The 13,970-nt window shown below is 65.6% G+C and carries 8 protein-coding genes and 1 tRNA gene; 2 read left to right on the forward strand and 7 right to left on the reverse strand.

Annotated elements, in window-relative coordinates; translation table 11 throughout:
* Window positions 1-9 precede the first annotated feature (9 nt).
* On the forward strand, window positions 10-909 hold the full coding sequence (locus tag PCK14_RS01695; protein WP_269936729.1) for a LysR substrate-binding domain-containing protein: 900 nt from the start codon (window positions 10-12) through the stop codon (window positions 907-909).
* Window positions 910-1,481: 572 nt separating this feature from the next.
* On the opposite strand, the gene PCK14_RS01700 is transcribed toward PCK14_RS01695, so the two are convergent.
* Window positions 1,482-1,562 (reverse strand) — tRNA-Leu (locus tag PCK14_RS01700).
* Window positions 1,563-1,739: 177 nt separating this feature from the next.
* Here PCK14_RS01700 and PCK14_RS01705 point away from each other — a divergent pair.
* Window positions 1,740-2,342, forward strand: a complete 603-nt coding sequence (locus PCK14_RS01705) for an ANTAR domain-containing response regulator (RefSeq protein ID WP_269936730.1) — start codon at window positions 1,740-1,742, stop codon at window positions 2,340-2,342.
* A 209-nt stretch (window positions 2,343-2,551) separates the two neighbouring features.
* Here PCK14_RS01705 and pyk read toward each other — a convergent pair whose 3' ends face one another.
* From pyk to trpB, 6 genes are all read right to left on the reverse strand, one after another.
* Window positions 2,552-4,033 (reverse strand): pyruvate kinase, encoded by a 1,482-nt coding sequence (gene pyk / locus PCK14_RS01710; RefSeq protein WP_269936731.1) that lies wholly within the window; start codon window positions 4,031-4,033, stop codon window positions 2,552-2,554.
* Window positions 4,034-4,101: 68 nt separating this feature from the next.
* Window positions 4,102-5,556, reverse strand: a complete 1,455-nt coding sequence (locus PCK14_RS01715) for a glutamate synthase subunit beta (protein ID WP_269936732.1) — start codon at window positions 5,554-5,556, stop codon at window positions 4,102-4,104.
* Window positions 5,549-10,114 carry a glutamate synthase large subunit gene (gltB, locus tag PCK14_RS01720; RefSeq protein WP_269936972.1) on the reverse strand — a complete coding sequence of 1,522 codons (4,566 nt, stop codon included), beginning with the start codon at window positions 10,112-10,114 and terminating at the stop codon, window positions 5,549-5,551. The genes PCK14_RS01715 and gltB overlap by 8 nt, the downstream gene beginning before the upstream one ends.
* A gap of 527 nt (window positions 10,115-10,641) precedes the next feature.
* Complete coding sequence (gene lgt, locus PCK14_RS01725; RefSeq protein WP_269936733.1) at window positions 10,642-11,724, reverse strand: prolipoprotein diacylglyceryl transferase; 1,083 nt, start codon at window positions 11,722-11,724, stop codon at window positions 10,642-10,644.
* A complete protein-coding gene (gene trpA / locus PCK14_RS01730; RefSeq protein ID WP_269936734.1) occupies window positions 11,721-12,545 on the reverse strand; it encodes a tryptophan synthase subunit alpha in 825 nt (274 codons plus the stop codon). Before trpA ends, lgt begins: the two co-directional genes overlap by 4 nt.
* The gene (trpB, locus tag PCK14_RS01735; RefSeq protein WP_269936735.1) at window positions 12,538-13,947 is read right to left on the reverse strand and encodes a tryptophan synthase subunit beta; all 1,410 of its coding nucleotides are present in this window, start codon (window positions 13,945-13,947) and stop codon (window positions 12,538-12,540) included. The genes trpA and trpB overlap by 8 nt, the downstream gene beginning before the upstream one ends.
* Window positions 13,948-13,970 lie beyond the last annotated feature (23 nt).

The raw sequence follows: 13,970 nt of genomic DNA on the forward strand, positions 1-13,970 counted from the left end.
AGGAGACCCATGGACGTCGGCCAGTTGAAGGCCTTTCTGGCCGTGGCACAGGAGCTCCACTTCGGACGAGCCGCACAGCGGTTGCATATCGCCCAACCGCCACTCAGCCGTATCATCAAACAACTTGAGACCGAACTCGGGGCTCGACTGCTGGACCGCAATACCCGTTCCGTGAAACTCACACCCAGCGGACAGGCCCTGGTATCCCCGGCCGCCGAGGTCATCGATGCCCTTCGCCGGGCTGAAGAAGCCGTCCGCTCGGTGGAGAACGGCGAAGCCGGGCTGGTTCGCATTGCCTTCGCGGGCGTATCCACCCACCCGCTGGTTGCCGAGCTCGCCCGCCGGGTGAGATCCAAACGACCAGGGATCCAACTGGAACTCTCAAGCCAAAACTTCGCCTTGCCTGCCATGAAGAAATTGATTCAGGGGGAAACGGACATCGTGTTGGGACGCTGGGATGCCATTCCGGCCAATGTTTCTTCCCGTGTGGTCATGCAGGACTCCCTCGTGATGGCCATGCCCAACACCCACCAGCTGGCTGCGGAGCGGCGTGTGGCGATGGGGCGGTTCGCCGGGGACAGCTTCATCTCCCTGCCACCATTCGAGGGTGCCGTCCTTCCTGACCGGCTCCGGCGGATGGCACTCAATGCTGGCTTCGTCGCAGACATCGTTCAGGTTGCCCCTGATACGCAGACGGCACTGGCATTGGTGAGCGCCGAAGTTGGATGCCACCTGACCCTGGCCTCTGTTGCGCTCCACGCGACAGATCCTCATGTGGTGTTTGTCCCCATCGAGGACTCCACGGACAACGTGGATCTGCGGGCAGCCTGGCGCCGCGACGATACTAGCGCGGCTCTCAAGGCCGTTCTGAACGAGGCCATTGGCCTTGATGCAGCCGTGTCAGGCTGAGCCTCTGGAGATTCGTCACTGGACGTTGAGGAAGCCTGGTCCTTGGCTGCCATGATGCACTTCTGCATTCTTGTGGCAACCCTGGCCGAGCTTCACGTCAAGGCATATGGGCGCTGAGGCAATTCAATGGGTAATGACCAAGTGCGAAAGCGGGTCCCCGGCCACGACCAGGCACACCTCCGTAGCAGATCCGGGGTTGCCGCGGCTTGATTGACTAGCAACACGTACCCAAAAGTGGTTGCGCACTTCGGCGTGAAATTCATGCTGACTCCACTGGTTTCCTGTGGCCATCAAGACCTCGCCAGCACCGTACCGGAGTTGGGTGTATATGTTCAACACCTCACAAACGTCACTTAAGCCCCGGCGCACCAAGAACTTTGCGGAGGAGAAAATATCTCCGGGCAGTCGGCAAGGAGCCGCCAACAAATCAGCAGCTAATTATTCGCCGGAGTCCCCGGACGCTGCATGGGACGACCCAACAGTGGAACAGCCGGGTCTGGGAATGCTCGACCAACGGGGCCGGAAAAGAAGAATGACCCCCTGTTTCCAGGAGATCATTCTTAGAACAAAAGTGCCCGAGGTGGGACTCGAACCCACACACCTTTCGATACTGCATTTTGAGTGCAGCGCGTCTACCATTCCGCCACTCGGGCCTTCGCAAAGTGTCATATTCGGCACCGTTACAAAGATCACGCTCTTGTTCGTCAATCGCTTCGGAACAAGTGCGCGGAACTACTCTACATGCATATAGGCTATTTGTAGAACCGAAGGCCCCGGGCGCCGGAACACTTGCTCCCGGTGGTTCACCCCACCTCTTCAAAGGAGTTTCTGTGTCTGAACAGACGGAATCAAAGCCCACATCCCCCAAACGCCGCGTCATTGTTGCCGAGGATGAAACCCTGATCCGTCTGGACATCATGGAGATCCTCCGCGGCGAAGGCTACGACGTGGTTGGCGAGGCCGACAACGGCGAGAAGGCCGTTGAACTGGCCAAGGAACTCAAGCCCGACCTGGTCCTCATGGACGTCAAGATGCCCGTCATGGACGGCATCACGGCCGCCGAGCACATCGTCAAGGCCCGCATTGCCCCCGTGGTCCTACTGACCGCCTTCAGCCAGAAGGAACTCGTGGAGCGCGCCCGCGACGCCGGCGCCATGGCCTACGTGGTCAAGCCCTTCACCCCCGCCGACCTCATCCCGGCACTGGAAATCGCACTCTCCCGTCACGAGGAAATCAAGGCGCTCGAGGACGAGGTTTCCGACCTCCAGGAGCAGTTCGCCACCCGCAAGCTCGTTGAGCGCGCCAAGAGCCTGCTGACCACCAAGATGGGCCTCTCCGAGCCCGAGGCCTTCCGCTGGATCCAGAAGACCTCCATGGACCGTCGCCTGAGCATGCGCGAAGTCGCCGAGACCATCATCAACCAGGTCAACTAGGTCTCGACAAGCTCGACCACCGGTAGACAAGCTCGACCACCGAGTCTCGACAAGCTCGACCACCGAAAATGACACCGATCCCCCCGCGGGATCGGTGTCATTTTTCGTTCGCGCCCCCAACCTCACCGTTAAACAACCGATGGCGGCACCCGCCCAACGCTTGAAGCGCTGGGCGGGTGCCGCCATCGTACCCTAACGGGATGCGGAGACTAGCCTACGGGCCAGGGACCGATCTTTTCCTTGCCAGAGCGGTCGCCGGCCTTGCCGAGGTCGGCGAGGTCGCCCACCTTGTGGACCTTGACCAGGTTGGTGGAACCAGCCTGTCCGGGAGGGGAACCGGCTGCGATGACAACCAGGTCGCCCTCGGAGACAACTCCCTTTTCCAGGAGTGCGGTGTCGACCTGCTCGGTCATGGCGTCCGTGTGGGCAACCATGGGAACCAGCACGGGCTCAATGCCCCATGCCAGGGCCAGCTGGTTGCGCACGCGCTCGTCCGGGGTGAAGGCGAAGACCTGCTTGGCCGGGCGCAGGCGGGACAGGCGGTGTGCCGAGTCGCCGGACTGCGTAAACGTTGCAATGTACTTGGCATCCAGCTGGTTGGCGATCTGCACGGCAGCTGCCGTGATGACGCCGCCGCGGGTCTTCGGCTCGGAGCCGAGCTTCGGGATCAGCTTCATGCCGGCCTCGGCCTCGGCTGCCTCAATGATGCGGGCCATGACCTTGACAGTTTCGATGGGGAACTTGCCAACGCTGGTCTCGCCGGAGAGCATGACTGCATCCGCGCCGTCGAGCACGGCGTTGGCGCAGTCGGAAGCCTCTGCGCGGGTGGGGCGCGGGTTGTCGATCATGGATTCAAGCACCTGGGTGGCCACGATGACCGGCTTGGCCCAGCGGCGTGCCATCTCAACGCACTGCTTCTGCACCAGCGGGACATCTTCCAGGGGAAGCTCCACGCCCAGGTCGCCACGGGCAACCATGATGGCGTCGAATGCGTCAACAATGGCTTCCAGATTGGCAACGGCCTGCGGCTTCTCGATCTTGGCGATGACCGGCACGCGGCGGCCTTCCTCGTCCATGATCTCGTGGACGCGGGTGATGTCGGCCGCGTCGCGAACGAACGACAGCGCAACGAGGTCCACGCCGCACTCAAGTGCCCAGCGGAGGTCGTCCTCATCCTTTTCGCTCAGTGCGGGGACGTTCACGGCAACGCCGGGCAGGTTGATGCCCTTGTTGTTGGAAACCTTGCCCGGAACCGTGACCTCGGTGACAACCTTGACGGCGTCAACGGCGGTGGCGCGAACGGAAACCTTGCCGTCGTCGATCAGCATGATGTCGCCGACCTTGACGTCCTCGGTGAGGGACTTCAGTGTGGTGGAGCAGATGTCCTTGGTGCCCGGGACGTCTTCGGTGGTGATGGTGAAGACGTCGCCCACGGCCAGGTCGTAGCCTTCACCATTGGCGAAGCGGCCCAAACGGATCTTCGGGCCCTGCAGGTCAGCCATGATGGCGACGGGCTTGCCCAGTGCGCCGGCGGCCTTGCGCACGTTGTCATAGGTGTTCTGGTGCACGGTGTAGTCGCCGTGGCTCATGTTCATGCGGGCTACGTTTACGCCCGCCTCCAGTACCGCAAGTGTGTTTTCATAGCTGGCGATTGCCGGCCCGAAAGTCGCAACAATTTTTGCGCGTCTCAATGTACCTACCTTGTGTGTGGTTTCAGCAGAAATCTTTGGTGCCCAAAGACAGCCTATCGCTTTTGCTACTAGACCCGGATAGCCGAATCACTGGGTGAGACGGGTGCATCCAAATTGGTCTCCCCCATGAGGTGCTTGTCCACCGCAGCGGCGCAGGCACGCCCCTCCGCAATGGCCCACACAATGAGCGATTGCCCACGGCCGGCGTCGCCTGCTGCAAACACCCCGTCACGGTCCGTCATGTAATAGCCGTCGCGCTTGATGTTGTTGCGCGGATCCAGGCTGACGGGCAGCTGGTGCAGCAGTTCGGCCGACTCCGGGCCGGTGAAGCCCAGCGACAGGAACACGAGGTCGGCGTCGATGATGCGTTCGGTGCCCTCCTTGGGCACGCGGCGCCCGTCGAGGTACTCGGTCTCGGCAATCTTGAGCCCTGTCAGCACGCCGTTTTCGCCCAGGAACTCCACGGTGGACGCCAGGTACGTGCGCTCCCCGCCCTCCTCATGGGCGCTGGCCACCTCAAACAAGTTGGGGAAGGTGGGCCAGGGCTGGGCAGCGGTGCGCTCCGGCGAGGGCTGCTTGCCAATGGCCAGGGTGGTCACGGACGCCGCCTGCTGGCGGTGCGCCGTGCCGAGGCAGTCGGCGCCGGTGTCGCCGCCGCCCAGGATGACCACGTGCTTGCCGCGGGCATCGATCTGGCCGGGAACGGCATCCCCCGCCACCACCTTGTTGGCCTGGACCAGGTAGTCCATGGCGAAGTGCACGCCTGACAGCCCGCGGCCCGGGATGGGCAAATCGCGCGGAACGGTGGCCCCGGTGCACACCACGACGGCGTCGTAGCGGCGGCGCAGCTCCTCCCAGCCAATGTCCTTGCCCACCTCGATGCCGGTGCGGAACCGGGTGCCCTCGGCCTCCATCTGGGCCACGCGGCGGTCCACGCTTTCCTTCTCCAGCTTGAAGTCCGGGATGCCGTAGCGCAGCAGCCCGCCAATGCGGTCGTCGCGCTCGAACACGGCCACGGTGTGCCCCGTGCGGGTCAGCTGCTGGGCAGCTGCCAGCCCTGCCGGGCCGGAACCGACGACGGCGACTGTCTTGCCGGTGAGCCGGGCCGGGGGCAGCGGGTACACCCAGTCCTGGTTGAATGCCTCATCGATGATGGAGACCTCCACCTGCTTGATGGTCACGGCCGGCTGGTTGATGCCCAGCACGCACGCGCTCTCGCAGGGTGCCGGGCAGAGCCGGCCGGTGAACTCCGGGAAGTTGTTCGTGGAGTGCAGGCGTTCAATGGCCTCCTGGCCCTTGTCGCGCCAGGTGAGGTCGTTCCATTCCGGGATCAGGTTGCCCAGCGGGCAGCCCTGGTGGCAGAACGCCACGCCGCAGTCCATGCAGCGGCCGGCCTGCGACTTCAGCACGCCCTTCTCCTGCGCTTCGTAGACTTCCTTCCAGTCCATGATGCGCACCGGAACGGGCCGGCGGGTCTGGGTGATGCGTTCGCGGGTGTTCAAGAAACCGTGCGGATCAGCCACCGGTGACCTCCAAAATTTTCTGCCAGACGGTTGCGCCGTCCGGGTCTTCGCCCAACTCGGCTGCTGCCAGTCGGGTCTCCAATACTGCTGCGTAGTCGCGGGGAAGGACCTTGGTGAAGCGGGCCGATGCTGTGGGGAAGTCCGCCAGCAGTACGTCGGCCGTTTCCGATCCGGTCTCTTCGGCATGCCGGCGCAGGAGTGCGATGACAATGTCCTTGTCGACGGCGTCGAGCTCCAGCAGGGACAGCTCCCCGGAGTCCAGGGCGTCCTTGTTCACGCGGCTGCGTTCCAGGTCCAGCACGTAGGCCGTTCCGCCGGACATGCCGGCGCCAAAGTTGCGGCCGGTGGGGCCAAGGATGAGAGCCGTTCCGCCGGTCATGTATTCGCAGCCGTGGTCTCCGATTCCCTCGACAACCGCCGTGGCGCCGGAGTTGCGGACCAGGAACCGCTCCCCCACCAGGCCGCGCAGGAACATCTCGCCGCTCGTGGCGCCGTAGCCGATCACGTTGCCGGCAATGACGTTCTGCGCTGCGTTGAAGGTGCTGGCACGGTCCGGGCGGACAGTGATGCGCCCTCCGGACAGGCCCTTGCCCACGTAGTCGTTCGCGTCGCCGAGCAGGCGCAGCGTGATGCCGGCCGGCATGAACGCACCGAGCGACTGGCCGGCCTGGCCCGTGAGGGTCACGTCAATGGTGTCCGGGCCCAGCACGTCCACGCCGAAGGCGCGGGTCACGTTCCAGCCCAGCATGGTGCCCACGGAACGGTCGGTGTTGATGACCGGGACGCTGATCTTGACCGGTTCGCGGTTGCTGAGCGCCTCGGCGGCCATGGCCACGAGCTGCTGGTCGAAGTGCTTGTCCAGCTCGTGGTTCTGGGTGGTGAGCTGGCGGACAGGGGCGCTGGCGGGGACGCCGGCGTCGGAGAAGATCGGGGACAGGTCAAGGCCCTCGGTCTTCCAGTGGTTCAGGGCCGGTTTGAGGTCCAGGGCCGCGGATTGGCCGATGGCCTCCTCGAGGCTGCGGAAGCCAAGGCTTGCCAGGATTTCTCGCACCTCCTCGGCCAGGAACTCGAAGAAGTTGACCACGAACTCGGGCTTGCTGGTGAAGCGGCTGCGCAGTTCCGGGTTTTGGGTGGCGACACCCACGGGGCAGGTGTCCAGGTGGCAGACGCGCATCATGACGCAGCCGGAAACCACCAGCGGTGCCGTGGCGAAGCCATATTCCTCGGCGCCCAGCAGTGCGGCGATGACCACGTCGCGGCCGGTCTTGAGCTGGCCGTCGACCTGCACCACAACCCGCTCACGCAGCCCGTTCAGGCGCAGCGTCTGCTGGGTTTCGGCCAGGCCGAGTTCCCAGGGCATGCCCGCGTGCTTGAGCGAGTTCAGCGGGCTGGCACCCGTGCCGCCGTCGTGCCCGGAAACCAGCACGACGTCGGCCTTGGCCTTGGTCACGCCGGCCGCCACGGTGCCAATCCCCATCTCGGAGACGAGCTTGACGTGGACGCGGGCCTCGGGGTTGGCGCGCTTGCAGTCGTAGATGAGCTGCGCCAAGTCCTCGATGGAGTAGATGTCGTGGTGCGGCGGCGGGGAAATCAGCCCCACACCCGGGGTGGAATGCCGAGTCTCGGCAATCCACGGGTACACCTTCTTGGCCATGAGCTGGCCACCCTCGCCTGGCTTGGCGCCCTGGGCCATCTTGATCTGGATGTCTGTCGCGTTGCTCAGGTACAGGCTCGTGACGCCGAAGCGGCCCGAGGCCACCTGCTTGATGGCACTGCGGCGCTCCGGATCCAGCAGGCGCTCAACGTCCTCGCCGCCCTCGCCCGTGTTGGACTTGGCGCCCAGGCGGTTCATGGCGATGGCCAGGGTCTGGTGCGCCTCCTGCGAGATGGAGCCGTAGCTCATGGCGCCGGTGGAGAAGCGCTTGACGATGCTGCTGACCGGCTCAACTTCCTCCAGGGGCACCGGCTGGCGCTGGCCGTCCTTGAACGTGAGCAGGCCGCGGAACGTCATCAGCTTGCCGGCCTGCTCGTCAACGCCCTCGGTGTACTTCTTGAAGATGTCGTAGCGGCGTTCACGCGTGGCATGCTGCAGGCGGAAGACCGTGTCCGGGTTGAACAGGTGCGGTTCGCCGTCGCGGCGCCACTGGTACTCGCCGCCGCCCAGCAACGGGCGGTGGGCGAGCTCGACGCCGTCGACTGGGTAGGCGTTCTTGTGCCGGGCGCCAACCTCTGCGGCGATGACGTCCATGCCGACGCCGCCGAGCTGGGTGACGGTGCCGGTGAAGTGGCGGTTGATGATTTCCTGTGACAGGCCCAGTGCCTCGAAGGTCTGGGCGCCGCAGTAGGAGGCCACTGTGGAGATGCCCATCTTGGACATGATCTTCAAAACACCCTTGCCCAGGGCCTTGATGAGATTGTAGACGCCCTGCTCCGGGGTGACGCCTGTGACGTCGCCGTTGCGGATGAGCTCCTCGACCGATTCCATGGCCAGGTAGGGGTTGACGGCTGCCGCGCCGTAGCCCACCAGGACTGCCACGTGGTGGACCTCGCGGACGTCGCCGGCCTCCACCACCAGTGAGACCTTGGTGCGGTTGGCACTGCGCAGCAGGTGGTGGTGCACGGAGCTGAGCAGCAGCAGGGACGGAATGGGTGCCCACACGGCCGAGGAGTCACGGTCGGAGAGCACGATGTACTGCACGCCGCGGTTGATGGCACCGGAGACCTGCTCGGAGATCTCGGCGAGGCGGGCGCGCAGGGCGGGGGCGCCGCCGTCGACCTTGTACAGGCCGCGGACCTTCATGGCGATGTGTTCGCCGCCGGAACCGTCGGCCGCGACGGGGCTTTCCATGTTGGCGATCTTGGCCAGGTCGTCGTTGTTGATGACGGGGAAGGTGAGCGCAAGCTGCGGGGCCTTGACCTTGTTGCGTGAGAGCAGGTTGCCCTGCGGGCCGATCGTCGTGTTCAGGGACGTGACGAGTTCCTCGCGGATGGCATCCAGCGGCGGGTTGGTCACCTGGGCGAACTGCTGGACAAAGTAGTCGAACAGCAGGCGCGGGCGCTGGGACAGCACGGCCACGGGAGTGTCGGTGCCCATGGCACCCAGGGGTTCTGCGCCGGCCTTGGCCATGGGGCCCAGCAGGATCTTCAGCTCTTCGGTGGTGTAGCCGAAGGTGCGCTGGCGGTGGACCACGGAGGCGCTGGTGTGGACCACGTGCTCGCGCTCGGGCAGGTCGGCCAGGGAGATGGTGTTTTCGCGGGCCCACTCCTCGTAGGGGTTGGCGGCGGCGGCCTGGGCCTTGATGTCGGCATCGCTGATGATGATGCCCTTGTCCGTGTCCACGAGGAACATGGTGCCGGGTGCCACGCGGCCCTTGCTGGCGATGGTTTCCGGGGCCAGTTCCAGTACGCCAACCTCGGAGGCAAGGACAACCAGGCCGTCGGTGGTGGTCCACCAGCGGGCAGGGCGCAGGCCGTTGCGGTCAAGGGTTGCGCCGACAAGGGTTCCGTCGGTGAAGGACACGGCGGCCGGGCCGTCCCAGGGCTCCATCATGAGCGAGTGGTATTCGTAGAACGCCTTGCGCGCCGGATCCATCGTGGCGTGGTTTTCCCAGGCCTCGGGGATCATCATCATGACGGCCTCGGTCAGGGGGCGGCCGGAGAGCCACAGCAGCTCGGCAACCTCGTCAAAGGATGCGGAGTCGGAGGCGCCGGGGGTGCAGATGGGGAACAGTTCCTCGGGCGTTTCACCCAGGAGGCGGTGCGCCATGGTGGACTGGCGGGCGCGCATCCAGTTGCGGTTGCCCTTGACCGTGTTGATCTCGCCGTTGTGGGCGATGGTGCGGAAGGGCTGGGCCAGCGGCCAGGACGGGAACGTGTTGGTGGAGAAGCGCGAGTGCACCACGGCCAGCTTGGAGGCGAAGCGGGGGTCGGACAGGTCCGGGTAGAACGGCTCCAGCTGTGCGGTGGTCACCATGCCCTTGTAGACGATGGTCTTGGAGGACAGTGACGGGAAGTAGACGCCGTGCTTCTGCTGGGCGCGCTTGCGCAGGCGGAAGGCCTTGCCGTCCAGGGCGTTGGCAACGCGGATGTCCAGGGGCTGCGCCGGCTCCTTGGCCAGGGCAACGAAGAGCTGGCTGAAGTGCGGCATGCACTCACGGGCACTGGCACCAACCAGGCCCTCAACCACGGGAACCTCGCGCCAGCCAATGACGCGCAGGCCTTCACTTTCGGCCAGGGATTCCAGGCCTTCGCGTGCCGCCGCCATCTCGTGCGGGTCGGTTGGCAGGAATGCTGTGCCCACGGCGTAGTTGCCCTGTACGGGCAGCTCCAGGCCGGAGACCTCGCGGAAGAATGCGTCGGGGATCTGGATGAGGATGCCGGCGCCGTCGCCCGTGCCCTCGTCGGCGCCCACGGCGCCTCGGTGTTCCAGGTTGCGCAGGGCAATGAGTGCCTTTTCGACGATGTCGTGCCCGGGGGTGCCGCGGAGCGTGGCGACCACGGCCAGGCCGCAGGCGTCCTTTTCGCTGTCGGGGCGGTACAGCCCGGCCTGCTCCGGCATGGAAGCAAAGCGCGTAAATGGTGAGACGGCCTCGGGCCGGTGGGAGTCACGTGCTGATGTTGAAGTCACGACGTGTGGATCCTTCCCCTGATGTATGCGGTGGTTCGGGGACAACGCTGGCCCTTTGCGCGGGGAAAGCGGATCTTTCCCAGCGGTCCTGCTGTGGTGCGTGGTGCTGCTACTGATGTCTGCACTGTGAACTGATGGTTCTTGGTGCACTTGCACAGTGGAGGCTGGATCGATGGGCCAGGGCCTCCTGTGCAGCGGTTTTTACTATATAGCCGGGCTGCTCGGGCCAAAGTGCATATCTTGCAATCCGATACTTTATGCACGATCAGTAATATATATGGTGCCTCCCGGTGATGCGCAGCGGATTATCGACGGAATTCCGGCCGTTCGGGCACTCCTGGGCTCGCTGCTCCCCCAACCCAAATCCAGTGGATTCCGGGCACGAAAAAGGCGGCCCCTTGCGGGACCGCCTTCAGCGGGTGGTGCTGTGTGCCGGCCACGACGGCCGGCGATGCTTCCTAGGCGTCCTTGCCGGACCCCTTGGTTTCTGCAGTCTCGCTTGCCGGTGCGGAGTCCGCGTCCTTGGACGCCACGCCGGCACCGGAACCGCCACCGGCCACGTCACCTGTGCCGGCAACAGCGGAGGTCTCCGCCCCGGCAACTGCCGAAGTGCCGGCGTCGTCCGCGGAGGAAACCTCCGTGGACGGCTCGCGGCCCGGCAGGAACACCGATTCCTGGTCCTTGCCGCGCTTGGCGAAGGTGATGACCAGAAAGACCACCAGGGCCGCCAGGAACACAATGATGCTGGTCCAGACGTTCAGGCGCGTGGTGATGCCGAAGAACGTGATCTGCTCGGCGTCGTCGATCCGGAGCATTTCAATCCAGACGCGTCCAGCCGTGTAGACCATGGCGTAGAGCAGGAACATGCGGCCGCTGCGCAGGCGCAGCTTGCGGTCGATCAGCAGCAGGGCCGCAACGCCCAGCAGGTTCCAGATGCACTCGTACAGGAACGTGGGGTGGAACAGGGTGTCGGGGCTGTAGCCGGCCGGCACGAATTCCGGGGAGATGCTCAGGCCCCACGGGAGCGTGGTGGGCCCGCCGAACAGTTCCTGGTTGAAGTAGTTGCCCCAGCGGCCGATGGCCTGGGCCAGCAGGATGCCAGGGGCTGCGGCGTCGACGAACGCGGAGATCTTCACACCCGCGCGGCGGCAGCCGATCCAGGCGCCCACGACGCCCAGGACCACGGCGCCCCAGATGCCCAGGCCGCCCAGCCAGATCTGCGGAATGAGCGATAGGTCGCCCGTGCCGTCGTAGCCGGGGCCAAAGTAGGCGTCCGGGGAGGAGAACACGTGGTAGAGCCGGCCGCCGATGATGCCGAAGGGGATGGCCCAGATGGCGATGTCCCAGATGGAGCCTTCCGGCCCGCCGCGGCGCTTCCAGCGGCGGTCGGTCAGCCACAGGGCTGCCACGATGCCGAGCAGGATGCACAGGGCGTAGGCGTGGATGCGCAGCGGGCCAATGTCGAAGCCTGACCAGGTGGGTGCCGGGATGGCGGCGGCAACGGCCCCGCCGAGCGTCTGGGCGGAGAGTGTGCCGATCACTGGGCAGCCCCGTCCACGGCGTCGAATCCGGTGCTCAGTTCCTTGGCCAGGGCGCCAACGGCTTCCACTCCCCCGTCGCGCAGGGCTGCCACGAGGGCGGTGCCCACGATGACGCCGTCCGCGTAGGCGGCAATTTCACGCACGTGCTCGGGGCGGGAGACGCCCAGGCCCACGCAGGCGCGCTCGGCGCCGGCGTTGTGGGCGGCCGCAACAACTGCTTCAGCCGCGCTGGAGACCGAGGTGCGGGCGCCCGTGACGCCCATGATGGAGACGGCGTAGACAAACCCGCGGCTTGCCTCAACCGTCATGGCCACGCGCTCCGGGGTGGAGGACGGCGCCACAAGGAACACGCGGTCCAGTCCGTACTTGTCGGAGGCGGCAAACCATTCGGCTGCCTCGTCCGGGATCAAATCCGGGGTGATGAGCCCGGCGCCGCCGGTCTCGGCCAGGCGGCGGGAGAACTCGTCCACGCCCATGCGGTCCACGGGGTTCCAGTAAGTCATGACCAGCACGGCGGCGTCGGTCTCGGCCGTGACGGCGGCGACGATGTCGAAGACGTCTGCCACGCGGAATCCGTTGGCCAGCGCCTCGGTGGTGGCGGCCTGGATGACGGAGCCATCCATGACGGGGTCCGAGTACGGGATGCCGATTTCAATGATGTCGGCGCCGTTGCGGGCCACTGCGATCGCGGCGTCGATGGAGGCCTGCTTGTTAGGGTAGCCTGCGGGCAGGTAGGCGATCAGGGCCTTGCGGCCTGCGGCCTTGGCCCGGTCAATGGCGGCCGCGGACTTGCTGGCGGCCGGTGCGGTGCTTTCACTCATGGGTGGCATCCTCTGCGTTTTCATCGGCAGCCGGGGCTGCGCCCTTGGCCGTGCGGGTGGACAGGGTGGTGCCCTTGACGTGGCCGTCTTCATCGAGCATGCCGAACCAGGCGGCTGCCGTTTCCACGTCCTTGTCGCCGCGGCCTGAGAGGTTCACGATGATGACAACGTCCTCAGGGTTGGCGGCGTCGGCGGTGAGGCGCTTGCCCACCTTGATGGCACCGGCCAGGGCGTGCGAGGACTCGATGGCGGGAATGATGCCTTCGGTCTGGCTCAGGAGCTTGAAGGCGTCCATGGCTTCGACGTCGGTGATGGGCTCGTAGGCGACGCGGCCGTTGTCGGCCAGGAAGGAGTGTTCCGGACCCACGCTGGGGTAGTCCAGGCCTGCGGAGATGGAGTGCGACTCGACGGTTTGGCCGTCGTCGTCCTGCATGAGGTAGGAACGGGCACCGTGCATGACGCCGGGGCGGCCCAGGGTGATGGCAGCCGCGTGGCGGCCGGTTTCGACGCCGTCGCCGCCGGCCTCGAAGCCGTAGATCTTCACGGAGGGGTCATCCAGGAACGCATGGAACAGGCCAATGGCGTTGGAGCCGCCGCCGATGCAGGCGCACAGGGCGTCGGGCAGGCGGCCGATCTGGTCAAGGATCTGGCCGCGGGCCTCCTCGCCGATGACCTCGTGGAAGAAGCGCACCATCGCGGGGAAGGGGTGTGCCCCGGCAACCGTGCCGAGCACGTAGTGGGTGTTGTCCACGTTGGCCACCCAGTCGCGGAGGGCGTCGTTGATGGCGTCCTTGAGCGTCTGGGAACCGTTGGTCACAGGCACCACTGTGGCGCCGAGCAGCTGCATGCGGGCCACGTTCAGGGCCTGCCGGCGGCAGTCCTCGGCACCCATGTAGACAACGCACTCGAGCCCGAGCAGCGCCGCGGCGGTGGCGCTGGCAACGCCGTGCTGGCCGGCGCCGGTTTCGGCGATGATGCGGGTCTTGCCCATGCGCTTGGCCAGCAGTGCCTGGCCCAGGACGTTGTTGATCTTGTGCGATCCGGTGTGGTTGAGGTCCTCACGCTTGAGGAAGACCCGGGCGCCGCCGGCATGTTCGCTGAAGCGCTTGGCCTCGGTGAGCAGCGAAGGGCGGCCGGAGTAGTTCTTGTTCAGCTCGGCAATCTCGGCGAGGAACTCGGGGTCAACCTTGGCCTTCTCGAAAGTTTCCTCAAGCTCGTCCAGGGCGGCGATGAGCGACTCGGGCATCCAGCGCCCGCCGTAGCTGCCAAAGTAGGGTCCGGGGGCATGCCGCAGGGAATGCTCCGGGGTTGTTCCTGCAGGGGCGCCGCCCTGCAGGAAGGCTGTTGCCGGATCCACCATGTCGGCGGGATCCTGAGACGAAGCTGCTGGCACGTTGGCCATCACTTCCACCGTCCTCTTCCTGG

Origin of the sequence: Arthrobacter sp. HY1533 (assembly GCF_027568515.1) — a bacterium.
Taxonomy (GTDB): Bacteria; Actinomycetota; Actinomycetes; order Actinomycetales; family Micrococcaceae; genus Specibacter.